This is a genomic window from uncultured Shimia sp. (genome assembly GCF_913054185.1).
Taxonomy (GTDB): domain Bacteria; phylum Pseudomonadota; class Alphaproteobacteria; order Rhodobacterales; family Rhodobacteraceae; genus Shimia.
In genome coordinates, this window is record NZ_CAJXIV010000038.1 from 1 (window position 1) to 23552 (window position 23552).

A 23552-nucleotide genomic window follows, 5' to 3' on the forward strand; every position below is an offset into this window, starting at 1 on the left:
AGCTTCGGGCGCGCGAGGTAGGCATCCATCGCCACCTTAAGGGTTGGCGCTCCTATTTGGGTTTTCTTGCCGCCCCCCTGCCCCATTCCAGAGCAAAACCCAGCGCAGTCTGGCGAGATCACCGGAAACCGCCCGATGAGGACCCGGCGCGTCTGCCCGCCAACGTCCTTCTGATAATACCAGGTCTTTGATTTCTTCCCCGCGAAGAGAACGAAACCTTTGACCTCACTATCCCAATGTTTGTCGGTACCCGCTTTTGTCTGTGATACTGTGTGGTGCATGATGCCATTCATTACCAAATCAAGTTAGACGCCTAGACCGTCCAAACAACGCTTCCACAAATGACCACTACAATTCTTGGACCTCATGGATTGGGTTTTCGCCGGTATAGGTCCAGCGGTATTTCGGCGGGGTTGGGCCTTTGTTGCGCTCCCCCTGCCCCATCTGCTCCCAGGCATGGGCAATCACCCCCACGGAGCGGGACAAGCAAAACAGTCCGCGCGCCAGAGGGCCTTCAAAGCCAAGCTCGGCAAAAACAACCGCCGTGGCCCCGTCGATATTCATAGGCACCGGTTTGCCTTTGCGACTGTTGAGGTCTTTTTGGACCGCGAGGCCAATGGCGGCAAAGCGGCCTGAAACAACTCCGGATTTTGCAGCCTCCTCGACCAGGCCCAACAAACGGGGGGCGCGCGGGTCTTCGGGTTTGTGAAAGCGGTGCCCAAACCCGGGGATGAATTTACCGCGCTCGGCTTGCCATTTGTTGATCATCTCAGCAGTGGCCATTTGCACATCCGCGCCTTGTTGCACTGCTTGGCCAATCCAAGTGTACAGCTCCACCGCCTGTTCACCTGCGCCGCCGTGCACGTCATCCAGAAAATTCACCGCAGACGCCATGGCCCCGTTGAGACCCAATCCACAGGTCACCGCCATGCGCGCAGCGGCAATTGAGGGCGCTTGCGGGCCATGATCCACAGCGGCAACAAGCGCACATTCCAGCAAACGGGCTTGATCCGGCGTGGGCAAGTCGCCGCGCGTCATCAGCCAGATCATCTGGGGAAAGGTGACGTTCCCAATCAGCTCTTCGATTGGATGCCCACGAAAACGGATTTGACCTGGGGCCATGTCGATGATGGAGGTGGACCACCAATCAGAGACGTCAGAATTGGAATGGGTCATATCGCACCACCTTTTTGCAGGATTTCTAGCTCGCCTTCCGTGAAGCCAAGACTGCAGTATATGTCTCGATTGTCTGCGCCCAGCTGTGGCGGTGGATTGTCAACCGTCAACGGGGCGCCATCGAGCTTCACGCCCGTGGTGACCACGTCAATGTCGCGCCCCACGCCGGGCACATTTGGAAAGCGGTGCAAAAATCCCCGATCGGCGATTTGCGGCATGTCGAGCACTTCTGGCACTGTCAACACTGCGCCCGCTGGCACGCCAATCTGGTTGAGTTCTTTGGCCCAATCCCGCGCCGGACGGGTTTTCAGAACCGCCTCCAACTCTGCTTTGAGGGCCATCCGATGGGTTTTTCGGCTGTCTCGCGTGGCGTATTCTGGGCGGTCTCGCAGCGCGGCGAGGCCAAGATGGTCCGTCAGCAACACCCATTGTTCGTCTTTGTTGGCGGCTATGTTGATCAGGCCGCCTTCGGCGTCAAAGGCCCCAGAGGGCGCGGAGGTTGGGTTTTCATTGCCATTGGCTTGGGGATCAACCCCGGCGATCAGATAGTTGGACACGGCCCAGCCCATGGTCGCGAGCACGGATTCAAGCATGGAAACATCGATAAACGTGCCTCGTGGGCGGGCATTGAGCGCGGCGGCAATGGCAAAGGCTGCCGTGATGCCGCCCACCGTGTCCGCGATCGGATACCCCACACGCAGAGGCGCACTGTCTGTGTCGCCGGTAACAGACATGACGCCAGACGTGCCTTGGATGATCTGGTCGTATGCCGGACGGTGTTTCCACGGGCCATCTTGGCCAAAGCCGGAAATGGCGCAATATATCAGGTTGGGTTTGAGCTCTTTCAAACGGTCATAGCCCACGCCCAGCCGGTCCATCACGCCAGGGCGGAAATTTTCCACCACCACATCAGCGGTGGCGACGAGCTTCTCAAACAGCGCTTTGCCGTCAGGGTTTTTCAGGTTCACCGTGACCGATTTCTTGCCCGCATTTTGGGCAAGAAAGGACACGCCCATGTTGTTTTTACTGAGCTCTGGGTCGGCGCCCAATTGCCGCGCAAGATCGCCGCGCCCCACCGCTTCAACCTTGATCACCTCAGCCCCCATATGGGCCAGTTGATGACAGGCAAAGGGACCTGCGAGCACATTGGTGAGGTCCAATACGCGAATGTCCGTGAGTGGTTTCATAGGGTGTCCTTTTACTTCCGGAGCTAGACGCGAGACCTAATCAGTGCAACATGTTGGCCAAGGTGTTGCGCAGAGTGGAACAGATGCCCGAGGCCCGCGTAGAATCCGTTGAGAAAGCCCTGTCGATTCTGGAGGCATTTTCGGGTGAGCGGCGTTCGCTCACGCTGACAGAAATTGCCAAAGAAACTGGACTTTACAAAAGCAACGTCTCGCGGCTCGCAGCATCTTTGGAGCGCTATGGCTATCTCAAACGCGATGCGGACCGGCGATTTCGGCTGGGGCCCGCGCTCTGGCGGTTGGGGACGCTCTATCGGCGTAACTTTGAGATGGGCGATGCGATCCGACCTGTGCTGCGTCAACTGGTGACGGAAACGGGTGAAACCGCGTCTTTCTATGTGCTCGATCAGGATGAGCGGTTGTGCCTGTATCGGGAGAACTCGCCAGAACCGGTGCGCCACCATTTGGACGAAGGCGCGCGGCTGACCTTGCGCGCGGGGGCCGCAGGCCATGTACTGGCGGCCTATAGCTTGCAAGAGACAGCAGCCAGGGCACGGCTGACGGCAGATGGCAGCTGTATATCAGCAGGTGAGCGCAACCCACATATCGCATCTGCATCTGCACCAATAGTGGATGCTGCCGGGCAATTTCATGGGGCTTTGGCAGTTTCCGGACCATTGGAACGGCTCAGCGGTGACGCGCTGGAGATGGCCCGGCTGCGCGTGTTGCTTGCGGCACAAAACCTAGGCCGCGACATTCTTTAGGGCTTAGAGGAACAGCACGTCGATGGCTGTCAGGACAAGGAACACCGGGATCGAGATCGCGGTGGCCAAGAGCACGGCGGCGGCTTTGGTCCATTTCACGGTGGGCGCAAACTGCCCCATTACGGCGGATTGTTCTGGCTTTCTCATTGTTTCATTAACCATGAATTAGGTTTCAGATGCGTTAATGACCCCATGTTGGATGTCTCTCTCCCCCTCCCCGCGCGCCCGTTGCAACAGAGTGACGAATACCGTCAGGCTTTGAGCATGACAGAAGCGCAAACCAAGACGCTTGCGGACGGCACCTTGGTGCTGCGCCGGACAATTGCAGGCGTGCCTTTGGCGATGCTGCCCCGCGCGACGGTTGAAAAAGAGACTTTAGCGGGTCTCGTCCGCGAAGCTGGGTTGCGGCGTGACGTTTTGGTGATCAATCCAGATCATCCCGCGCCATGGCTGGGCGATCTGGGCGCGGTGCCGGTAATGACCCCCACCCAGGTGGCGGAGTTGGACCTCACCGGCGATTTGCGCGGGCAAATGCACCAGAAATGGCGCAACCGGTTGGTGTTTGCCGAAGGTCAAGGCTTGCGCCTCACCCGACAGAACCTGCCGTACAAACCTGACAACTGGATTTTGCAGCAGGACGCGCAACAGCAAGCTACACGTGGCTATGCAACGTGGTCTGAGGCGCTTACGCTGGCCTACAGCAAGGCTAATCGCGGCAGCGCAAAACTGTTTATGGCCTTTGACGGCAAAGAGCCGGTCGCGGCGATGTTGTTCCTGCGCCATGGCGACAGCGCCACCTATCACATCAGCCACACCACCGAAGCCGGGCGCGCGGCCAGTGCGCACAACCTCTTGCTTTGGGAAGGTATGAGCTGGCTTGCCAGCAAAGGCGTGACCACATTGGAGTTGGGTCAAGTCGACACTGAAAAAGCCGCCGGATTGGCGCGGTTCAAGCTGGGCACAGGCGCCACCTTGCGGCCTTTAGGCGGCAGCTGGATTTGGTGGCCTCCGTTGGGCAAGCTGTTGTCGCCCTTGAAGTATCTGGACCGGGCCCTGATGGCCGCCCGTTAAGCCTTCGTGATGTGCGCCGTGGCTTCGATCTCCAAAAGCGCCTCGTCTTCGACCAGATCAGCCACCACAACCAGTGACATAGCTGGGAAATGACGCCCCAGCACAGCCCGATAAGCCTGCCCCACTTCGCGTTGGTGTGCGAGATACTCAGACTTGCTTTTCACAAACCAGGTCAGCCGCGCAATATCGCATGGCTGCCCGCCGGCAGCTTCGACAATCTCGCGGATGTTTTGCAAAACTTGCGTCATCTGGCCAATGAAATCATGGCTTTCAAAGACCTTTTGACTGTTCCAGCCAATCTGCCCGCCTATATGCAATGTACCGTCCTCAGCCAGCATGCCATTGGCGTAGCCCAGTGCGGGCGCCCAGCCCTCAGGATGTATTGTTTTCAAACCCATGTTCCTCGTCTTACGTCACACGTGAGCGCACGTTGTACTTTTCGGCGTGCCAATGTTCGTTGGTCATCACATCTTCGATGATCTCTGCGGCAGCCACAATATCCATGTCATCCAGATAGAGCGGCGTGAAGCCAAAGCGCATGATGTTGGGGGCACGGAAATCACCAATCACGCCACGATCGATGATTGCCTGCATCGCGGCATAGCCATGCTCAAAAGCAAACGACACCTGTGAGCCACGCGCATTTGCATCCCGTGGGCTGGCGAGCGTCAGCATGGGACAGCGCGCCTCAACCTCTTTGATAAACAGATCAGACAGGCGTTGTGACGCGGCGCGCAGTTCCGCCATGTCGACGCCGTCCCAGGCCTTCAGCGCTTCTTGCAGCACACCCAATTGCAGGATTGGTGGCGTGCCCACCCGCATACGCTCGGTCGCGGAGGCCGGGCGATAGTTCAGCTCCATCGCAAATGGCGCATCATGGCCCAACCAACCAGACAGCGCCGGTTCGATGTTGTCCACGATGTCAGGACGCACATAGATGAATGCAGGCGCACCCGGCCCCCCGTTAAGGTACTTGTAGGTACAGCCAACGGCAAACTCGGCCTTGCTGCCCGCCATGTCGACTTGCACCGCACCGGCAGAGTGCGCCAGATCCCAGATCATCACCGCACCAACCTCATGGGCACGTTTTGTGATGGCATCCATATCGTGCATGCGGCCAGAGCGGTAATCCACCTGCGTGAGCATCACCACGGCAACCTCTTCGGTGATGGCCTCGGCCACATCCTCAGGTGCTGGCGTGCGCAGCTCGTATCCTTGATCCAGCGTTTTGATCAGCCCTTCGGCCATATAAAGATCAGACGGGAAATTGCCATTGTCACTCAGGATCACTTTGCGGTCCGGGCGCTTTTTTAACGCCGCAGCCAGCGCCTGATAAACTTTTATCGACAGCGTGTCGCCGGTTGCCACAGAGCCTGCTGGCGCGCCAATCAAGTCGGCAATCCGATCGCCCACGTCTTGCGGCAGCGCCATCCAGCCAGCGGCGTTCCACGCTTTGATCAGCTGCCGCCCCCATTCCTCGGTGATGGTTTTCTGCGCCCGCTCAGCCGCGCCTTTGGGCAGCACGCCCAACGAGTTGCCATCGAGGTAGATCACGCCCTCAGGCACATCAAACAGCTCTTTTCTCGGGAGGTTCACGCCCATGCTCACAAATCTCCGCGCAGGTGCCAAAGTTCGGGGAAGAGTTCCACGTCCAGCATCCTGCGCAGATACTGCACGCCCGACGTGCCGCCGGTGCCGCGTTTAAAGCCAATCACCCGTTCCACCGTGGTGACGTGGTTAAACCGCCAGCGGCGGAAGTAATCTTCCAAATCGACCAGTTTTTCGGCCATTTCATAAAGCCGCCAATGGGTGTCCACATCTTCATAAACGGTTTTCCAACGCGCCTGAACCTCTGGATCTGCCACATGCGGCTGGCCCATTTGGGGGGCTGGCATCGCGCTGTCATCCCCATTCAAAGAAACAAAGAGGTAACGGATCACCTCGTCATAGAAACTGGGTTGTGCCAGCTCCGCCTCCAGCGCCGCCTTGGCCGCGGGCACATGCGCGTGCGGCTTCACCATGTTGGGGTTACGGTTGCCCAGAACATATTCAATCAGCCGGTATTGATGGCTCTGGAAACCAGAGCTTGGCCCCAAGGACTCGCGGAATGTGGTGTAATCCGCAGGCGTCATGGTGCGCAGCACGTCCCAAGCGTTGTTGAGCTGTTCAAAAATGCGGCTCACGCGGGCCAGCATCTTGAACATATGGCTCAAATCACCGGATTTGAGCGCCTCACGTGCCGCGCCCAGCTCGTGCAGGGCCAACTTCATCCACAACTCGGATGTCTGATGTTGGATGATGAACAGCATCTCGTCATGCGCGTCAGACTGCGGATGCTGCTGGGTCAGAATGCCATCCAGATGCAGGTAGTCGCCATAAGACATCGCATCTTTGAAGGACATTTTGGCGCCATCTGTGGACGGATCATACGCTTTTTCGGTCATTGGGTTGTCCTTAGTTGTCTGGCTGCAATCGGAAGCGCTGAATTTTACCGGTTTCCGTCTTTGGCAAGGCGTCGGTGAACACCACCGAACGCGGATATTTGTAAGGCGCTATGGTGGATTTCACATGGTCTTGCAGGGCCTTGCGCATTGTATCGTCCGCTATTGTCTCTGCAGCCAAAACGACATGCGCCTCCACAATCGCGCCACGTGCTTCATCCGACACGCCAATCACCGCGCATTCCGCCACCGCCTCATGCGCCAGTAGCGCCGCCTCAACTTCCGGCCCCGCAATGTTGTAGCCCGAGGAAATGATCATATCGTCATTGCGCGCCGCGAAATGGAAGTAACCATCGTCGTCCTGCCAAAAGGCATCGCCGGAGATGTTCCAGCCGTCCACAACATACTCATCCTGCCGTTCACCACCCAGATAGCGACAGCCGGTAGGACCACGCACCGCCAACCGTCCAACCTCGCCGCGCGGCAGGCTGGTTCCGGCCGGTCCCACAACTTTGGCTTCATAGCCGGTCACGGGCTTGCCAGTGCAGGCAGGTCGGTGGTCGTCAAAGCGGTTGGAGATAAAGATATGCAACAGTTCGGTTGCACCAATGCCATCAAGCATCGGTTTGCCAGTTTTGGTTTGCCACTCGTCATACACCGGCGCAGGCAAGGTTTCCCCTGCGCTGACCGCTGCCCGAAGTGAAGACAGGTCCGCACCTTCGTCCATTGCCGCCAGCATCGCCCGATACGCAGTGGGTGCAGTGAAGCAAACGGTCGCTTTATACTTCTCGATGATCTCGATCATGTTCGGTGGCGTGGCCTGTTCCAGCAATGTCGCTGCCGCACCAAAGCGCAACGGGAAGATCGCCAGCCCACCAAGGCCAAATGTGAAAGCCAAAGGCGGTGAGCCCACAAAAACGTCCTCTGGCTGCACATCCAGCACTTCTTTGGCATACCCATCAGCAATGATCATCAAGTCACGATGAAAATGCATGGTGCCTTTGGGCTCACCCGTGCTGCCCGAGGTAAAGCCAATCAACGCCACATCATCTGCAGCCGTGGGCACCGTCTCAAACGTCACAGGCTTCTCCAGCGCCAGCCGGTCCAGTTCCGCGTCATGGTTGGCGGTGCCGTCAAAGCCAATGACTTCAAGTCCATCACAGGCCGCGGCGCAGGCGGTCATTTCTTCCATCAGCCGCGTGTCACAAATCGCGTGGCTGATCTCTGCCTTCTCAACATATTTGGTTAGTTCCACCGCGCGCAGCATCGGCATGGTGTTGATCACCACCGCCCCAGCCTTTGTCGCCGCCAGCCAGCACGCCACCATGGCAGGGTTGTTGGTAGAGCGAATAATCACGCGATTTCCAGGCATTACCCCCAAATCTTCAACCAAAACATGCGCCAGACGGTTGGTCCAATCGGTCAGCTCTTTGTAGGTGCGCCGCCGGCCATTCCCAATCAACGCGGTGTTGTCACCAAAACCTTTGGCCACCATACCGTCGGTCAATTCCCAACCGGCGTTCATCTGCTCGGGATAATCAAACCCTGCCAACAACAGGTCCGGCCACATCTCGGCAGGCGGCAGATTGTCCCGCGTGAAGCTGTCCACATGCGCGCTTGCGCCCATCATTTTCTTGCTCCTTCTGCTGCTGCATTTGCCAAGGTCTGGCGCGCGATCACAACGCGCTGCACGTCGCTCGCCCCCTCATAGATCCGCAAAGCCCGGATCTCGCGATAGAGCCGCTCCACCACCTCGCCGGTTTTCACCCCGTCACCACCAAACAACTGCACCGCTTTGTCGATCACCTGTTGCGCATGGTCGGTGGCAAACAGTTTTGCCATGGCCGCTTCGCGTGTCACCCGCGGTGCACCGGAATCCTTGGCCCAGGCTGCGCGGTAAACAAGCAGCGCAGCCGCATCCACATCCAGCGCCATATCCGCGATGTGTCCCTGCACCATCTGCAATTCAAACAACGGTGCACCTTGGACTTCCCGGGTCTGCACCCGAGCCACGGTCTCATCCAGTGCACGTCGTGCAAATCCCAGCGCCGCCGCCGCCACAGTAGAGCGGAACACATCCAGCACCGACATGGCGATGGCAAAGCCCCGGCCAGCGTCTCCAATGAGAGCTTCAGCCGGAATACGACAGTCCTCAAACTTCAACGTCGCCAAAGGGTGTGGCGCGATTGTCTCGAGCCGCTCAGTCACCGACAGGCCCGGCGTGTCAGCGGGCACCACAAAGGCGCTCAACCCTTTGGCGCCCGGCGCCTCACCAGTTCGGGCAAATACGGTGTAGACATCCGCAATGCCGCCGTTGGAAATCCAAGTCTTCTCACCATTCAGCACAAAGTCATCACCATCCCGCGTCGCGGTCATGGTGGAATTGGCCACATCTGATCCGGACTGCGGCTCGGTCAGTGCAAACGCGGCAATCGCCTTGCCCGCCCGCGTCTGTGGCAACCACGCAGCTTTCTGCGCCTCAGAGCCAAACAGCGAAATCGCTCCGGTCCCAAGCCCCTGCATGGCAAAGGCAAAATCCGCCAAGCCATCATGGCGCGCCAAAATCTCCCGGCTCAAGCACAAGGTCCGCACATCCAACGCGCCCTCCTCAGACGCCGTGGCCTGTAAAAATCCAGCCTCCCCCAAAGACGTCACCAGATCGCGACAGCTGTCATCCACATCAGCATGGTCGACCGATGCTAAGGCCCCTTCAGCCCAAGCCTCCAGCTCCGCCGCGCACGCGCGATGCGTCTCTTCAAAGAAAGGCCAGTCCAAAAAAGTTTGATCCGCCATGTGAAAGCCTCCCCGCTTTCTCATTCCCCAAATATCTCGGGGGTGTGGGGGCTGGCCCCCACAAAACTGTCAGTCGCCTTCAAACACCGGCCGCTCTTTGGCGACAAAGGCATGATAGGCCCGATGGAAATCTTGCCCCTGCATACAAATCGCCTGTGCCTGCGCCTCAGCCTCAATTGCCTGCTCAATTGACATGCACCACTCCTGCGCCAGCATGGTTTTGGTCATCATATTGGCAAAGCCTGGCCCGTCCGCGATGCGTCGCGCCAAAGCTTGGGCTTCTGCCATCAAAGCCTCAGCCTCCACAACGCGGTTGAAATAGCCCCAAGCGTGGCCTTCTTCTGCAGTCATGGCGCGGCCTAAATAAAGCAGCTCCGCCGCCCGTCCCTGGCCAATGATACGCGGCAGGATTGCGCAGGCACCCATGTCACACCCCGCCAAACCCACACGGTTGAACAGAAACGCAGTCTTGGCATCTGGTGTGGCGATCCGTAGATCAGACGCCATCGAAATGATCGCCCCGGCGCCGGCACAGATGCCGTCCACGGCAGCAATGATTGGCTTGCCGCAGTTGACCATGGCTTTTACCAGATCACCGGTCATACGTGTAAACGCCAGCAGCTCTTTCATATTCATCTTGGTCAGCGGGCCAATGATGTCATGCACATCGCCGCCGGAGCTGAAATTGCCGCCATTGGGGGCAAACACCACCGCCTTGACCTCGACATCATAGCTCAGATCGCGAAACCAGTCGCGCAGCTCTGCGTAACTATCAAACGTCAGCGGGTTTTTCCGCTCCGGCCGGTTGAGCTGCACCGTCGCGATGCCGCTCTCAACACTGCACAAAAAGTGCTTCACATCCGTGCGCATCACTCAGATCTCCCTGTCTTCCAGTGTCTCAATCAGCCGTTCCAGTCGGGTGGCCATGCCCTCCACATCATCGGCGCCAAGACCACCCAGCATTTCATCCAACCAGCCTTCGTGCGTCGCGGCGTGTTGTGCAAAGGCGGCGATGCCTTTGTTGGTCAACTTCACAAGCGCAGCACGCCGATCCCCCGGCACCGCCACGCGTTGCGCCAGCCCTTCGTCCGACAGTTTGTCGACAATGCCGGTGACATTGCCATTGGAAACGCGCAACAACTCACTGATCTGGCTCATCTTTTGCCCTTCAGGAAAGCGCGCTAACACACTCATCACGTCAAATCTTGGCAAGGTGCTGTCAAATTCCCGGCGCAGACGACGGCGGATTTCATCCTCAATCATGCCCGAGGCTTTCAACAGCTTCAGCCAAAGCCGCAGCCGCTCTTTACTCAGGTCTGTGCTAGTCTCGCTCATACTTCCCCTCCCGAAAGGGTCATGGCATGGCCGTTCACCGAGCGCGCCGCGTCTTCACATAGCCACAACGCGGCGCCAGCCACTTCGTCCACCTCAATAAATCGCCTTTGCGGATTGCCCCGTGTGAGGTTGGCGCGGGCCTTCGCCTCGTCCATGCCTGTCTTCTCAACGATATTGGCAATCGAGCGGTCTAACATCGGTGTGTCGACAAAGCCGGGACAAATGGCGTTGGCGGTGATGCCACTGTCGCTCATTTCGATGGCAACGGAACGGGTCAGCCCCACCACCCCGTGTTTGGCCGCGCAATAGCCGCTTACATAAGGATATCCCTTCAGCCCTGCCGTGGAGGCAATGGCGATCAACCGTCCCCAGCTTGCTGCCATCATATCCGGCAACGCCGCTTGCCAGACGTTCACCACACCCGCCAAATTCACGTTCAACATTGCCGTCAAATGATCCGATGTCATCTTGGCAAACGGCACGCTTTCTGCTGCCCCCGCATTGGCAACAACCACTTCAATTGGCCCATCCAAGGCCCGCGCCTCAGTAAAGGCCGCACGCACGGCTTCGGCATCGGTCACATCACAGCACTTCCAGCCAATGAACTTGTGTCTACCCGCCACCTCACGCAGCGGCCCCTCGCGGCGGCCCACAACGGTGACCTTGGCACCGGCGTGCGCCATGGCCTCGGCAATCGCGGCCCCAACGCCAGTGCCGCCGCCGGTCACCACCGCATGTTTGCCTGCAATACTCATACCCGGATCATCTCCGCTTCACGGTCCGCAAGTCGCCAGGCCTGATCCCGTCCCGCTTCATAGGGCTTGGGCCAAGTGGCATGGCGGTCGCCGATCCGCGCCGCCTCATGATGCAGCCAATAAGGGTCCGCCAGATGTGGACGGCCAACAGCCACCAGATCCGCCCGTCCTGCAATCAGGATCGAGTTGGCGTGATCCGCCTCATAAATATTGCCTACCACCATGGTCGGAATGCCCGCCTCGTTGCGTATGCGGTCGCTAAATGGCGTCTGGAACATGCGGCCATAAACCGGCTTGGCCTCGGTGCTGGTCTGCCCTGCGCTGACGTCGATGATGTCTGCCCCTGCGGCGCGGAAAGCTTTGGCAATCTCCACCGCATCTTGTGGGGTCACGCCATCCTCGCCTACCCAGTCGTTGGCCGAAATCCGCACCGACATCGGCTTTTCCGCGGGCCAGACCACCCGCATTGCTTCAAACACCTCCAGCGGATAGCGCAGGCGGTTTTCAAGCGAGCCGCCGTACTCATCATCGCGCTGGTTGCTCACCGGCGAGATAAAGCTGGAGATCAGATAGCCATGGGCCGCGTGCAATTCGATCATGTCAAAGTCTGCACGCTCCGCCATCTGTGCCGCCGCCACAAACTGCGCCTTGATTGTGTCCATTTCTTCGCGCGTCGCCGCCCGTGGCACAGCGTTGCCGTCGCTCCAAGGGATCGCCGAGGCCGAAACCAAATCCCAATTGCCCTGTTTCAACGGCGCATCCATCACTTCCCAGCCAACCTGCGTGGAGCCTTTGCGGCCCGAATGGCCAATCTGGCAACAAATCTTGGCCTCTGTTTCGGTATGCACAAAATCGTTCAGCCGTCGCCACGCCGCCTGGTGTTCCGGCGCATAAAGCCCTGGGCAGCCCGGCGTGATCCGCCCCTCAGCGCTCACACAGGTCATCTCAGTATACACCAGCCCGGCCCCGCCTTTGGCGCGCTCGCCGTAATGGATCAGATGCCAATCGGTTGGAGAGCCATCGACAGCCTTGTACTGCGCCATGGGCGACACCACGATGCGATTGGCCAGTTCCATGTCGCGCATTTTATATGGCGCAAACATTGGCGCGCGCACGGGTGCATCGGCAAGCGCGCCCGCCTGATCCTGAAACCATTTTTCCGCGGACTTGAGCCAGTCTGCATCGCGCAGCCGCAGGTTTTCATGGCTGATCCGCTGGCTGCGCGTCAGCAGGGAATAGTTGAACTGCACCGGGTCCAGATCAAGGTAGCGTTCCACCTCTTCAAACCACTCCAGCGAGTTGCGCGCCGCTGATTGCAGCCGCAACACATCCAGCCGCCGTTCGTCCTGGTAGCGTTCAAAGGCGCCTTCCATGGTCGGCTCGGAGTGCAGGAACTCCGCCAGTGCTATGGCACTGTCAAACGCCAGTCGCGAGCCAGAGCCAATCGAAAAATGTGCCGTGGCCGATGCATCACCCAGCAACACAACATTCTCATGATGCCACTTCTCACAGAGCACCCGTGGGAAGTTCATGAACACCGCCGAGCCGCGTAGATGCGCCGCGTTGCTCATCAGGTCGTGCCCACCAAGGTGGTCGGCAAACACCGCGCGGCAGGTCTCGACAATCTCTTCCTTGGACATGTCTTCAAAACCGAAGTTGTCCCAGGTCTCCTGCCCGCACTCCACGATGAAGGTCGCCGTCTCGTCATCAAACTGATAAACATGCGCCCAGATCCAGCCGTGTTTGGTTTTCTCAAAAATAAAGGTAAAGGCGTCATCAAATTTCTGATGCGTGCCAAGCCAGACAAATTTACACGCGCGCACATCGATCTCGGGCTTGAAGTGCTCCGCGTAAGTCTCTCTGACAACACTGTTTAAGCCGTCACATCCCACCACCAGATCATACTGCGCGCGGATCGCCTCGATGTCCTTAAATTCGGTCTCATACTGCAGCTCCACACCCAGTTCACGGGCCCGGTCTTGCAGCAGAAGCAGCATCTGCATGCGGCCGATGCCTGCAAATCCATGGCCGCCCGATACGGTGCGCACGCCGTCATGCACCACGGCAATGTCATCCCAATAGGCAAAGTGATCGCGGATCATCTGCGCCGATTTGGGGTCATTCACTTGTAGGTTTTCCAGCGCGTCGTCTGACAGCACAACACCCCATCCAAAGGTGTCAGTGGCGCGATTGCGTTCAATCACCGTGACCTGATGCGACGGGTCGCGCAGCTTCATCGAAATGGCAAAGTACAGTCCAGCTGGGCCTCCACCCAAACACGCAACACGCATATCTTCCCTCCCTGACGAAGATCGCGGAGCCGCAAGCGCCCCGTCGCTTCCTTTACGCTAGGATGAGTCGCGACTTACTTCAAGCTTGAAATTTCTAACCTGAGAATTTCTCACCGCCTCATACTTAGGACCCCAATGCCTTGCTTGATCGGCGCAACTTCCTCAAAAAGGCAGCCATGACAATTGAGCAATACTTCACCAACCTCCCAATTGAGGCACGGACGCATCTGGAAACCCTGCGTGACATCATCCGCGCCGCAGCAGAAGCCACGAACACCGCGCCGCTCACTGAAAACCTGAAATGGGGACAACCCAGTTTTGCCCCATCCAAACGTACGGGCACGCCAATTCGGTTGAGCTGGTCGCAAAAAGCGCCGGAACGGGTGGAGATGTTGGTGCATTGCCAAACGTCCTTGGTGGAGGCCTGGCGTCATAAGTTTGGCGATCTGTTTGACTACGATGGGACGCGCGCCGTGCACATCTCTCTCGCGGAGCACCTGCCCGAAGAGGCGCTGCATATCATGGCTGTGATGGCACTGACCTATCACAAACAGAAACGCTGATTTAGCTGGGAACGTGTTCCATCTGCGGAACCGTCTCTGTGGTCAGCGCAGTCAGCACATCCGCCACCACCATCGCGGCGATCACTTCGGGGCGTTTGTCTTTGCTGCCACCCGCGCCAATTGGGCAGTGCAACGCCTCCGAGCTCAGACCGTCACATTCACTTTGGGCAAACCGCTCAAACTTCACCCGCTTGGTGGCTGAGCCAATCATGCCCACCCATCGCGCGTCTTTGCGCGCCAAGGCCTCCGACGTCAGCAGAAAATCCAGCGCGTGATCATGAGTCAGCACAATGAAAGCGCTCCCCGCCGGTGCGCCGCGCACATCCGCTTCGGGTAAAGCTGTGAGCCGCTTTTCGACATTGGCGCGTGACAGGCCCAACTCTTCGGAGCGGCTATCCACCAACAGACAACGCACCGGCAAATGCTGAAGCAAATCAGCCAAGGCACGGCCAACATGGCCTGCGCCAAAGATGTAGACATTCGGCAACGCGGCCTCATGTGCTTCCGTCGCTGCAACCGCCATTGCCCGAGAAGAGGCATCCATTTCGGAGAGTGTGATCTCCACACGTCCGCCACAGCATTGGCCAATCTCTGGCCCCAGCGGCACATCCATGAAGCCAGAGATTTGGCCTAGCTTCAATAGCTTACGCGCCTCATCTAATGCCATATATTCAAGCTGCCCCCCGCCAATGGTGCCCACCATCGCCGAGGGAGACACAAACATCACAGCGCCTTTTTCACGCGGTGAGCTGCCGCGCACGCGGGTGATCTCCACCCGCATGGCACGCTCTTCCCGAGCAAAAAACGCTATGAGGTCGGCCGACTTCATCCGCGCAAACGCTCCACCGCCATCAGCACACATTCCGGTGTTGCCGGCGCGTCCAGACGTGGGCATTCCGCGTAATCCGCCACCGAGGCCACCGCCATGCCAAGTGCTTCAAAGACACAGATCGGCAGCATAAACGGTGGTTCGCCCACCGCTTTGGAGCGCTTGATGGTCAACTCACGGTTCTCCGACCAGTCAGCCAGTTTGACGTTGAATTCACGCGGAACGTCGCCTGCCAATGGGATTTTATAGGTGCTTGGCGCATGGGTGCGCAGTTGGCCTTTGTCGTCCCATTTGAGCTCTTCGGTGGTCAGCCAGCCCATGCCCTGAACAAACGCACCCTCAATTTGGCCTTTGTCCAAGACAGGGTTCAGCGATTTGCCCACATCATGCAGCACGTCTGCACGGTCCACGCTGTATTCGCCGGTCAATGTGTCCACCGACACTTCGGCCACCGCCGCGCCATAGGCGTAGTAGTAAAACGGTCGGCCCTGACCCTTTTCGCGATCCCAATGGATTTTCGGTGTCTTGTAGAAGCCGGCTGCCCAAAGCTGTACGCGCGACATATAGGCTTGTTTGATGAACTCGCCGAAGGTGAAGGTCTGATCGCCCACATGCACCTGGTTGGGCGCAAACTCGACCAAAAGCGCTTCCACATCAAAGTGGTCACAAGCCCACCGCACCAACCGCTCTTTAATCTGCTCACAAGCATTCAGCGCCGCCATGCCGTTCAGATCAGTGCCGGAACTTGCCGCTGTGGCGGAAGTGTTGGGCACTTTTTCCGTGGTGGTCTTGGTGATTTTGATGGCGTCGAAATCCACCTGAAACGCTTCGGCCACAACCTGAGCAATTTTGGTATTGAGCCCTTGGCCCATCTCGGTGCCGCCATGGTTCAGCATGATGGAGCCGTCATTGTAGATGTGCACCAGCGCACCGGCTTGATTGTACCAGGTGGCCGTGAAGCTGATGCCAAATTTCACCGGCGTGAGCGAGAGGCCTTTGCGGATGATGCCGCCTTTGGCGTTGTGTTCCAACACGGCCTTACGGCGGGCTTGATAATCGGACGTTTGCTCCAACTCCTCCACCAGACGCGGCATGACATTGTCTTCCACCGTCTGGTGATAAGGCGTCAGATTGCGGTCGGTGTCGCCGTAGAAGTTCGCTTTGCGCACCTCCAGCGGGTCTTTTCCCAGCTTATAGGCAATCTCTTCCATCATACGTTCCGCTGCAACCACACCCTGCGGGCCACCAAAGCCACGGAAAGCGGTGTTGGAGACCGTGTTGGTCTTCATCGGGCGGCTTTGTAGTTTTACGTGCGGGTAGAAATACGCGTTGTCCGCGTGAAACAGCGCCCGGTCGGTCACTGGCCCTGACAGATCCGAGGTCCAGCCACAGCGCGCGGCAAAAGTGTTGTCCACCGCTTGGATCGCGCCGTCGTCGTCAAAAGCCACGTCATAATCAACGACAAAATCGTGCCGCTTGCCGGTTGTTTCCATGTCCTGATCGCGGTCCGGACGGATTTTCACCGCGCGCTGCCATTTCTTCGCAGCCATCGCAGCCACAGCGCAGAACTGGTTCATCTGGCTTTCTTTGCCGCCAAACCCGCCGCCCATGCGGCGCACGTTCACAACAACAGCGTTGGAGGGCACGCCCAAGACATGCGCCACCATATGCTGCGCTTCGCTCGGGTGTTGCGTCGAGGAATGCACGATCACATCGTCATCTTCACCAGGCATGGCAAAGGCAATATGGCCTTCCAGATACATGTGGTCCTGACCGCCAATGCGCATGTGACCCTGGATACGATGGGCCGCAGCGGCTTGCCCTTCGGCCACATCACCACGTTTCAATGTCATCGGCGGGGTGACATGCGGGTATCCCTTGGCCACGGCCTCGTCAGCCTCGATCACATGCGGGAGTGGCGTGTAGTCAATCTTGGCCAGTTCCACCGCCCGGCGGGCGATGTCGCGGCTCTCAGCGACCACCGCAAAGAGCACCTGCCCCCAGAATTCCACCTTCTCGGTGGCAAACAGTGGTTCGTCATGACGGCCTGTGGGGCTCACGTCGTTCACGCCAGGCACATCCTCGGCCGTCAGCACCCCAACCACGCCGGGCGCGGCGCGCACGGCGGAGAGGTCCATGGAATTGATGGTCGCATGGGCCACTTTGGCGGTGCCAAAATAGGCATGCAGCGTGCCAATGGGTTCGGCAATGTCGTCGCAATAGTCTGCTGCGCCAGAGACATGTTTGATCGCACTGTCGTGGATCAGATCAGTGTGGGCGGAGCCGCGGATGGAGACAGTCTGTTTCATTCTATTTCTCCTTACGCGCTGGCCAGGCGGGCGGTGTCGCCATTGGTTTCATGCCAAAAACGGCGGAACAGGTTTTGTGCCACTTTCATGCGGTAATCCGCACTGGCCCGCATGTCGGTCAACGGTTGGAAATCCTCAGGCAGTTTGGTTGATGCTGCCACCAACGTGGCTTCACTCCACGGCTGCCCTACCAGCGCGGCTTCGGCGGCGGCGGCACGTTTTGGCGTGGCGGCCATGCCCCCAAAGGCCAGCACAGCTGTGGTGATCATACCATTTTCGACCTGTACAGTCATGCCCACAGCCACGGAGGAGATATCCTCATCCCGGCGTTTGGAGATTTTATATGCCGCGTGATGACCGGTGGAGACACGTGGAATGGTGATGCTCTCAACAAATTCGCCAGCCGCGCGGTCCTGCTTGCCGTAAGCGATAAAGAACTCTTCCAGTAGAACCACCCGACGGTTTGCCCCTTTGCGCAGCGTGATTGATGCGCCCAATGCAATCAATACCGGTGGCGTGTCGCCAATTGGCGAGCCGTTGGCAATATTGCCACCCACAGTGCCCATATTGCGCACCTGCCAACCAGCGATGCGATCCCAGTAGTCGCTCAGATGCGGGTAATGCTCCGCAATCACATCTTGGGCTTCAGTATAGGTCACACCGGCACCCATGGTCACGGCATCCTCGGTGACGGCAATTTCTTTGAGGCCGTCCAACTGACCGATGAAAACCGCTGGCGACAGCTGTTTGAGAAACTTGGTCACCCAAAGCCCAACATCCGTCGAGCCGGCAACAATCGTCGCAGTGGGCTCCGTTTCCAGAACAGCGGCAAGGTCATCCACATCCGCAGGCAAAATGGCGCGGCTGTCGCCTTTGGCAACCTCAACCCGTTTGCCATCACGCAGACCGTTAAGCGCGGCCACAACGCTGTCACGCTCGGTTGTCAGATGTTCGGCCGACGGCGTGCCAAAATTGGTCACCTCCTGCGCGGCACGGATGATGGGCGCATAGCCGGTGCAACGGCACAGGTTGCCCTGCAACGCGGTTTCCACCTGCGTCACCGTTGGGTGTTCATGCTGCATCCAGAGCGCATAAAGTGACATGACAATGCCCGGCGTGCAGAAGCCACATTGGCTGCCATGGTGCTCGACCATGGCCTGTTGGACCGCCGACAAACGCCCATTGGGCCCGCCAAGGTACTCAATGGTCACCACGTGGCACCCATCCAAAGAAGCCAAGAACCGGATGCAGGCGTTCACGGTCTCATAGACCAAACCCGCAGCGGTCAACCGCCCAACCAGAACAGTACAAGCCCCACAGTCGCCCTCGGCGCAGCCTTCCTTTGATCCGGTAAGTCGCTGATCTATACGCAGGAAATCCAGGAGCGTGTCATCCGCCCCAACGTCGTTTATCTCGATGGTCCGGCCATTGAGCAGGAAGGTGATGTGGCTACGGGTCTGCATCCGGTCCTCGCTTCTGGTAACTGTTGCGTAAACGGCCAAGGGCCAACGCCTTTGACAAAGTGTACGCCTGACCCCACTCTCAATGAAATGCGAGTTTTGGCAAATCTATTTCAACGATTTATTGAAAATCAAATTCCCTAACACGCGTTATTGAGGCAGTATCTCTAAAGGAGGCACTCTCATGCCCTATCTGGAAAGCCTGCGAGTCTTTGTACGTGTGGTGGAGCTTGGCTCAATCACTTCCGGGGGGCGCGACCTGCGGCTGACCCCGGCCGTGGCCTCCAACCGCGTGAAAGAACTCGAGGGCCGCCTCGGTGTGCGCCTGTTCAACCGCACCACCCGCAATCTGTCCCCCACGGAAGTGGGCAAGGTGTTTTATGACCATGCCCGCAAAGTGATTGAAACGCTGGATGAAGCCGAGGCCGTGGTGGCCGGATTTTCAGACAAGCCGCGCGGCACCATCCGCGTGACCGCGCCACTTGGCGTTGGGCGCCGGATTGTTGCGCCATTGATCCCGGCCTTTGCCGACAAATACCCCAATGTGGACGTGCAGCTGCGCCTGTCAGACCGCAAAGTTGACCTGTTTGAGGACGGCTTGGACGTGGCTTTTGTGTTGGGCGAATTAAAAGACAGCAATCTCAAGCTGCGCAAAATTGCCGATTGTGACCGGGTTCTGGTGGCCGCGCCGGAATATCTGGAGGCGCATGGCACGCCGCAAACCCCGGATGACCTGCTTGGAGATCACAATTGTTTACTGCTGCGGTTTCCACGCAGCCCCGAGTACTATTGGACGCTGCAAACCGACACCGGACTGCGCAAAATCGAGGCCAAGGGGCGGTATGATGCGGACGACGGTGATGTGCTGACCCAATGGGCCGTCGAAGGTGCGGGCATCGCCAACAAACCCCGTTTTGACGTGGCCCAGCACCTCAAGAGTGGCGCGCTGGTGGAGGTTTTGGCCGACACACCACCCCTGCCCGCGTCGTTTGGGTGTCTGTATCCACACCGCAAACTACAAGACCCAAAAATCCGCCTGTTTGTAGATTTTGTCGCCACCGAAAGTCGCCAACGCATCGCGCAACTGTAGCGCCACGCACATGCTGGTGGATTAGTGATTGATCGCCAGAGGACTGTTTTCGCGCAACTTGGGTGTGTAGAGCGTGAAGGTGGCGCGGCCATCATGTTTGGACGCATAGAGCGCCATATCCGCATCATCCATCAGCTGCTCGGCAGAAGCAGACCCATTGCCGTCGTAGATCGCAATGCCCACACTGGCCGACACTTTGCATAGGGTGTCTTTGTACGCGACCGGACGCTCCACCTCTTTGATGATCCTGGTGCAGATGCGGCCTAGGATCTCTTCATCAATGGTGCCGTTGATCACCAGCACAAATTCATCTCCGCCAACACGGGCCACAACGTCGTCACCCCGGCTGCTGTCGACCAGCACTTTGGCCACATGCTGCAACACAATGTCACCAGCTGCGTGGCCTTTGGTGTCGTTGACCTCTTTGAAAAAATCCAGATCCACATGCAGCAAACCAAATGGTGTACGGTCTTCCACCATGCGCGGCAGAATGTGATCCAATGCGCGGCGATTTTTCAAGCCGGTCAGCGTGTCTGTGTAGGCCTGCTCCTCGGCCGCAATCTTCGCACCTTGCAGACGTTGATTGAGCTTCCGGTGCGCTTCCATGGCGGCAGATTTCGCCTCCACCAGATAGAGCATCTCGATGGTCAGGTCGGTGGCCGCAAAATCAGACGCGCTCAGGGAGTACTCCTGCACCGCGTCCAGAATGGAAATCCCAAAGCTCAAATTCACAATGGCGCCGCCTTCGGCACAGGGCATCAACACGCCTTTGAGGCCGGTTTGTGGCTCCACACGTTTTTTCAGGTGCAGCTTCTTGCCAGCCGCCGCCAACAAGGTTTCCATCGAGGTGATGGAGTGCGGACGGTTCAGTTCAAACGCTTCCAGAAACCGGATCCCGAGGATGCTGTGCTCGCCATAAAGCTTGGTCACGGTTGGGCCGGCATGGGTGATTTTGCCAAATTTATCCAGACACACGTGCATTGGGCACAGTACATCCAGCGTTGCCAAAGTCTCGCTGTGGTCTTGCGTGTCGCTCATCCGGCCCGCGCCCCCAATTCAAACTCACGCCCGCTGGCAAAAGCCTGCTCCACCAATGTGATATCAATCACTTCGGCATCAGCCTGCGCTCCGCGATGCTCCAAAAATACAAGAGCGCCGTAGTCATCTGCCATGGTGCGCAAAATGCCAATCATCACATAACCAAAGCCGGCCTGTTCGCCTTTGCAGGTCAGGCTGAACGACTCGGCGGAATGCTGGCGCACTTCCATCGACGGCAAGACGAGATCATCCACAGCCAGTTTGGCCCGATCCGGCAATTCATCCAGCGAATGCAGAAAATCGACAAAATCGACACCACCAAACCGCAGCAATCTGCGCAGCGCTTCAACATTGGGGTGGGTCACGAGGTAGGTGCCGATATCCTCAAGCACAGTTTCTTCTGGCACGCCAATCAAGTCTTTGGCTGCCGCAATGAGATTTTCCGTGACGCTATCGTCGTAGTGCAACATGGCTTCAAAATCAGTGACTTCGACACCCGCGCGGCGAGTCACCTCTAGCCACCGCGACTGCCCATAGCTGTCGCGGACGAAGCACTGTATCGCCCTGTTGACCAACCCATGCATAGTTTCACCTCATTCGTCGTGGTCTATCAGACCAGACTCACCTTAAGATTTTCCCAACAACCTCAGAAGTCTGGGAATAATTCCAAATCCCCAATCCACAGTGAGCGCCGACTGCTGGGAGCAACCTCGTAGCGCCCCTGTAATATAGAGCGAACTTGCGTCACCGTCACCTCTTTGCCGCCAATTGGCGTCAAGAATTCCCCCACTGAGAGAGTCTCTCCGGAGAAATACAAGCTGTATACGTCATATTCATGCTCCTGCCCCGGGATAAACATCATGCCTTGCCTAATGTTGTCTTCCGGCAAAAACCTGCCAAGCACCAAAACGCAGCCCGGATCTGGCCGCGCGGCGCATTGAACGGCCCAGTCCCGCAACCGAAAATGCGGCCACGCCTGCAGCATTTCCACATCCACCGTGTCCCCCTCCGGGACAACCGTCAAATGGGCATAAACCTGTGCCGCCAGTGCGTCGGAGCCACGGCCCTCTTGCCCCCGCTCAAACTGCCAGGAGCTGCTCGCCGTCTCCGCCCGGAGCAACGCTGCCTGAAGAGCGGCATCTGTCTGTGCGGCACCGTCTTTCAGCTGTTCAACACCAACCTGCCCCGGCTTGCCCCAGTCATGGGCCAATTCATACAACGCCATATCCACCAGGTCTGATGTGCCATTTTCAATGCGCGCCACTTGTGATCGGGTCGAGAGGAACTCCGCATTGAGCACAGGAGTTTGCCAGGCCGCCGCGACAAGAAACACAACAACAGCCGCCAGAATATTGGCCTGTCGAATACGCGCCATCCACGGCCCGCGCAGCACAACCGCCAGCGCATATGTCACGGCATACAGCGCCACAATGGCAGACGTGGCCGCAGCCGCCAACCGCGCCGGGGTCCAGCCATATTGCGCCACCCGCAGCGACAACGCGTAAACCGCCAGCCCGGCAATCACCGGCAACAAGAGCGCCAAAGCACCCGTGCACAGGCGCATCCACCGAGAGTGCACCGCATCCGCATCGCTGCGATCAATCGAGATACTGACAAGGCTGATCATGGCCAACCCAACACACAGCAACGTGGCTGTGCGGCTTAGACTGCCAAACAGGCTGCCCGGGTTTTGTGCCAGCGCCGCCACCACAAACACCAGAACCACCACCAACACAATTGGCACCAGCAAACGCAGGAGCCGCAGCACCAGAAACGGCGACAGGTATTCGCGCATCTCATGCACCACCGACAAGCCAAGCCCCAGCGCCAGGCCGGTGATGACAAACGGCACACCGTCGATGTCAATAATATCTTCAATGATGGTGAGCCCAACAATCTCCAAAAGCGCGTGGCTCATGAACAAAACCGCCCAGCACAACATCGCAAACAGCCACCCAGCCGAGTAGCGCACCAAAATGCTCCAACTCACATCAAACAGATGGCCGTAGTCGCGCAAACTGTGATGATCACGTAAAAGCGCCGCCGCAAAAGGGGTGCCAATGGAGATAAACACCCCCCACGCCATAATTGAATGCCCCGCCTCAGCAAAGGCATCAAGCGTGTCAAACCGCCAACCGGCCCAAGTCAGCAAACCCGCCGCCAAAGCTGACAGCCACAGCGCTGGCATCGCGGCACGTGCCACACGGTATGGGCCGCTCAAACCCAGCAACACGGCAAAGAAGCCCGAAACAAAAGAGGTCACTGCCAAATAGACATGCGGGTGCGTAATGACATCGGGGAGATGGTCCACCAATGCCCAAATCGCCAACCCGGCGATGGCCCCAACACTGGCCATTTCCACGCGCCCGGTGACGTTGCGCCCGTCCTGAGTGTGCATGGTACCCTCCTGCAACCCTGTTGGGCGTTTATAGCGAGGAGCGTTTCAAAAACAA

At 58.3% G+C, this 23552-nt stretch carries 22 protein-coding genes and 1 pseudogene; 4 read left to right on the forward strand and 19 right to left on the reverse strand.

The features are described from left to right. The 3 genes and pseudogenes from QZ517_RS09795 to QZ517_RS09805 all read right to left on the reverse strand — a co-directional run. Positions 1 to 293 (reverse strand): annotated as a pseudogene (locus QZ517_RS09795) (hypothetical protein); the annotation flags it as partial. Between the two features lie 55 nt (positions 294 to 348). Next, the gene (locus tag QZ517_RS09800; RefSeq protein WP_294225905.1) at positions 349 to 1176 is read right to left on the reverse strand and encodes a citryl-CoA lyase; all 828 of its coding nucleotides are present in this window, start codon (positions 1174 to 1176) and stop codon (positions 349 to 351) included. Continuing rightward, positions 1173 to 2363 (reverse strand): CoA transferase, encoded by a 1191-nt coding sequence (locus tag QZ517_RS09805; RefSeq protein ID WP_294225908.1) that lies wholly within the window; start codon positions 2361 to 2363, stop codon positions 1173 to 1175. The genes QZ517_RS09800 and QZ517_RS09805 overlap by 4 nt, the downstream gene beginning before the upstream one ends. Positions 2364 to 2446: 83 nt before the next feature. On the opposite strand from QZ517_RS09805, the gene QZ517_RS09810 reads away from it, so the two are divergent. Next, positions 2447 to 3124: an IclR family transcriptional regulator gene (locus QZ517_RS09810; RefSeq protein ID WP_294226001.1), complete on the forward strand. Its 678-nt coding sequence runs from the start codon at positions 2447 to 2449 to the stop codon at positions 3122 to 3124. Between the two features lie 3 nt (positions 3125 to 3127). On the opposite strand, the gene QZ517_RS09815 is transcribed toward QZ517_RS09810, so the two are convergent. Continuing rightward, complete coding sequence (locus tag QZ517_RS09815; protein WP_294225911.1) at positions 3128 to 3271, reverse strand: hypothetical protein; 144 nt, start codon at positions 3269 to 3271, stop codon at positions 3128 to 3130. A gap of 117 nt (positions 3272 to 3388) precedes the next feature. Here QZ517_RS09815 and QZ517_RS09820 point away from each other — a divergent pair, with 117 nt between their 5' ends. Then, on the forward strand, positions 3389 to 4195 hold the full coding sequence (locus tag QZ517_RS09820) for a GNAT family N-acetyltransferase (RefSeq protein ID WP_294225914.1): 807 nt from the start codon (positions 3389 to 3391) through the stop codon (positions 4193 to 4195). Here QZ517_RS09820 and QZ517_RS09825 read toward each other — a convergent pair. The 9 genes from QZ517_RS09825 to QZ517_RS09865 form a co-directional block, all read right to left on the reverse strand. Beyond that, positions 4192 to 4593, reverse strand: coding sequence for a RidA family protein (locus QZ517_RS09825; RefSeq protein ID WP_294225917.1), 402 nt, complete (start codon positions 4591 to 4593; stop codon positions 4192 to 4194). The two genes, QZ517_RS09820 and QZ517_RS09825, sit on opposite strands and share 4 nt — an antisense overlap. Before the next feature lie 10 nt (positions 4594 to 4603). Beyond that, positions 4604 to 5797, reverse strand: coding sequence for a kynureninase (gene kynU / locus QZ517_RS09830; RefSeq protein ID WP_294225920.1), 1194 nt, complete (start codon positions 5795 to 5797; stop codon positions 4604 to 4606). 2 nt (positions 5798 to 5799) lie between these two features. After that, on the reverse strand, positions 5800 to 6639 hold the full coding sequence (locus QZ517_RS09835; protein WP_294225923.1) for a tryptophan 2,3-dioxygenase family protein: 840 nt from the start codon (positions 6637 to 6639) through the stop codon (positions 5800 to 5802). A gap of 10 nt (positions 6640 to 6649) precedes the next feature. Next, positions 6650 to 8266 (reverse strand): AMP-binding protein, encoded by a 1617-nt coding sequence (locus tag QZ517_RS09840; RefSeq protein WP_294225925.1) that lies wholly within the window; start codon positions 8264 to 8266, stop codon positions 6650 to 6652. Beyond that, positions 8263 to 9429, reverse strand: a complete 1167-nt coding sequence (locus QZ517_RS09845; RefSeq protein ID WP_294225927.1) for an acyl-CoA dehydrogenase family protein — start codon at positions 9427 to 9429, stop codon at positions 8263 to 8265. Before QZ517_RS09845 ends, QZ517_RS09840 begins: the two co-directional genes overlap by 4 nt. A 69-nt stretch (positions 9430 to 9498) precedes the next feature. Beyond that, positions 9499 to 10299 (reverse strand): enoyl-CoA hydratase family protein, encoded by an 801-nt coding sequence (locus QZ517_RS09850; RefSeq protein ID WP_294226004.1) that lies wholly within the window; start codon positions 10297 to 10299, stop codon positions 9499 to 9501. Positions 10300 to 10302: 3 nt separating this feature from the next. Then, positions 10303 to 10764 carry a MarR family transcriptional regulator gene (locus tag QZ517_RS09855; protein ID WP_294225930.1) on the reverse strand — a complete coding sequence of 154 codons (462 nt, stop codon included), beginning with the start codon at positions 10762 to 10764 and terminating at the stop codon, positions 10303 to 10305. After that, positions 10761 to 11519 (reverse strand): SDR family oxidoreductase, encoded by a 759-nt coding sequence (locus QZ517_RS09860; protein ID WP_294225935.1) that lies wholly within the window; start codon positions 11517 to 11519, stop codon positions 10761 to 10763. The genes QZ517_RS09855 and QZ517_RS09860 overlap by 4 nt, the downstream gene beginning before the upstream one ends. After that, complete coding sequence (locus QZ517_RS09865) at positions 11516 to 13810, reverse strand: bifunctional salicylyl-CoA 5-hydroxylase/oxidoreductase (protein ID WP_294225938.1); 2295 nt, start codon at positions 13808 to 13810, stop codon at positions 11516 to 11518. Before QZ517_RS09865 ends, QZ517_RS09860 begins: the two co-directional genes overlap by 4 nt. Before the next feature lie 176 nt (positions 13811 to 13986). Here QZ517_RS09865 and QZ517_RS09870 point away from each other — a divergent pair, with 176 nt between their 5' ends. After that, positions 13987 to 14373: a DUF1801 domain-containing protein gene (locus tag QZ517_RS09870; RefSeq protein ID WP_294225941.1), complete on the forward strand. Its 387-nt coding sequence runs from the start codon at positions 13987 to 13989 to the stop codon at positions 14371 to 14373. 1 nt (position 14374) lies between these two features. On the opposite strand, the gene xdhC is transcribed toward QZ517_RS09870, so the two are convergent. The 3 genes from xdhC to xdhA are packed head-to-tail and all read right to left on the reverse strand — an operon-like array spanning position 14375 to position 18974. Beyond that, positions 14375 to 15202 (reverse strand): xanthine dehydrogenase accessory protein XdhC, encoded by an 828-nt coding sequence (gene xdhC / locus QZ517_RS09875; RefSeq protein WP_294225944.1) that lies wholly within the window; start codon positions 15200 to 15202, stop codon positions 14375 to 14377. Beyond that, positions 15199 to 17511, reverse strand: coding sequence for a xanthine dehydrogenase molybdopterin binding subunit (gene xdhB, locus QZ517_RS09880; protein WP_294225946.1), 2313 nt, complete (start codon positions 17509 to 17511; stop codon positions 15199 to 15201). Before xdhB ends, xdhC begins: the two co-directional genes overlap by 4 nt. A gap of 11 nt (positions 17512 to 17522) precedes the next feature. Next, positions 17523 to 18974, reverse strand: a complete 1452-nt coding sequence (gene xdhA, locus QZ517_RS09885; RefSeq protein ID WP_294225949.1) for a xanthine dehydrogenase small subunit — start codon at positions 18972 to 18974, stop codon at positions 17523 to 17525. Positions 18975 to 19155: 181 nt separating this feature from the next. Here xdhA and QZ517_RS09890 point away from each other — a divergent pair, with 181 nt between their 5' ends. Further along, positions 19156 to 20061, forward strand: a complete 906-nt coding sequence (locus QZ517_RS09890) for a LysR family transcriptional regulator (protein ID WP_294225951.1) — start codon at positions 19156 to 19158, stop codon at positions 20059 to 20061. A 21-nt stretch (positions 20062 to 20082) separates the two neighbouring features. On the opposite strand, the gene QZ517_RS09895 is transcribed toward QZ517_RS09890, so the two are convergent. The 3 genes from QZ517_RS09895 to QZ517_RS09905 all read right to left on the reverse strand — a co-directional run bounded on the left by QZ517_RS09895 (position 20083) and on the right by QZ517_RS09905 (position 23497). Then, positions 20083 to 21099 (reverse strand): diguanylate cyclase, encoded by a 1017-nt coding sequence (locus tag QZ517_RS09895; RefSeq protein WP_294225956.1) that lies wholly within the window; start codon positions 21097 to 21099, stop codon positions 20083 to 20085. Next, positions 21096 to 21683 carry a heme NO-binding domain-containing protein gene (locus QZ517_RS09900; RefSeq protein ID WP_294225961.1) on the reverse strand — a complete coding sequence of 196 codons (588 nt, stop codon included), beginning with the start codon at positions 21681 to 21683 and terminating at the stop codon, positions 21096 to 21098. Before QZ517_RS09900 ends, QZ517_RS09895 begins: the two co-directional genes overlap by 4 nt. 62 nt (positions 21684 to 21745) lie before the next feature. Beyond that, positions 21746 to 23497: a DUF4153 domain-containing protein gene (locus tag QZ517_RS09905; protein WP_294225963.1), complete on the reverse strand. Its 1752-nt coding sequence runs from the start codon at positions 23495 to 23497 to the stop codon at positions 21746 to 21748. Positions 23498 to 23552: the final 55 nt, after the last annotated feature.

Coding starts and splice junctions, on each gene's coding strand:
- QZ517_RS09900 (WP_294225961.1), bottom strand. CDS start 21,683: ATGCATGGGTTGGTCAACAGGGCGATACAGTGCTTCGTCCGCGACAGC.
- QZ517_RS09855 (WP_294225930.1), bottom strand. CDS start 10,764: ATGAGCGAGACTAGCACAGACCTGAGTAAAGAGCGGCTGCGGCTTTGG.
- QZ517_RS09850 (WP_294226004.1), bottom strand. CDS start 10,299: ATGCGCACGGATGTGAAGCACTTTTTGTGCAGTGTTGAGAGCGGCATC.
- xdhA (WP_294225949.1), bottom strand. CDS start 18,974: ATGCAGACCCGTAGCCACATCACCTTCCTGCTCAATGGCCGGACCATC.
- QZ517_RS09905 (WP_294225963.1), bottom strand. CDS start 23,497: ATGCACACTCAGGACGGGCGCAACGTCACCGGGCGCGTGGAAATGGCC.
- xdhB (WP_294225946.1), bottom strand. CDS start 17,511: ATGAAACAGACTGTCTCCATCCGCGGCTCCGCCCACACTGATCTGATC.
- QZ517_RS09800 (WP_294225905.1), bottom strand. CDS start 1,176: ATGACCCATTCCAATTCTGACGTCTCTGATTGGTGGTCCACCTCCATC.
- QZ517_RS09825 (WP_294225917.1), bottom strand. CDS start 4,593: ATGGGTTTGAAAACAATACATCCTGAGGGCTGGGCGCCCGCACTGGGC.
- kynU (WP_294225920.1), bottom strand. CDS start 5,797: ATGGGCGTGAACCTCCCGAGAAAAGAGCTGTTTGATGTGCCTGAGGGC.
- QZ517_RS09870 (WP_294225941.1), top strand. CDS start 13,987: ATGACAATTGAGCAATACTTCACCAACCTCCCAATTGAGGCACGGACG.
- xdhC (WP_294225944.1), bottom strand. CDS start 15,202: ATGAAGTCGGCCGACCTCATAGCGTTTTTTGCTCGGGAAGAGCGTGCC.
- QZ517_RS09815 (WP_294225911.1), bottom strand. CDS start 3,271: ATGAGAAAGCCAGAACAATCCGCCGTAATGGGGCAGTTTGCGCCCACC.
- QZ517_RS09860 (WP_294225935.1), bottom strand. CDS start 11,519: ATGAGTATTGCAGGCAAACATGCGGTGGTGACCGGCGGCGGCACTGGC.
- QZ517_RS09820 (WP_294225914.1), top strand. CDS start 3,389: ATGACAGAAGCGCAAACCAAGACGCTTGCGGACGGCACCTTGGTGCTG.
- QZ517_RS09845 (WP_294225927.1), bottom strand. CDS start 9,429: ATGGCGGATCAAACTTTTTTGGACTGGCCTTTCTTTGAAGAGACGCAT.
- QZ517_RS09835 (WP_294225923.1), bottom strand. CDS start 6,639: ATGACCGAAAAAGCGTATGATCCGTCCACAGATGGCGCCAAAATGTCC.
- QZ517_RS09805 (WP_294225908.1), bottom strand. CDS start 2,363: ATGAAACCACTCACGGACATTCGCGTATTGGACCTCACCAATGTGCTC.
- QZ517_RS09865 (WP_294225938.1), bottom strand. CDS start 13,810: ATGCGTGTTGCGTGTTTGGGTGGAGGCCCAGCTGGACTGTACTTTGCC.
- QZ517_RS09890 (WP_294225951.1), top strand. CDS start 19,156: ATGCCCTATCTGGAAAGCCTGCGAGTCTTTGTACGTGTGGTGGAGCTT.
- QZ517_RS09840 (WP_294225925.1), bottom strand. CDS start 8,266: ATGATGGGCGCAAGCGCGCATGTGGACAGCTTCACGCGGGACAATCTG.
- QZ517_RS09810 (WP_294226001.1), top strand. CDS start 2,447: ATGCCCGAGGCCCGCGTAGAATCCGTTGAGAAAGCCCTGTCGATTCTG.
- QZ517_RS09895 (WP_294225956.1), bottom strand. CDS start 21,099: ATGAGCGACACGCAAGACCACAGCGAGACTTTGGCAACGCTGGATGTA.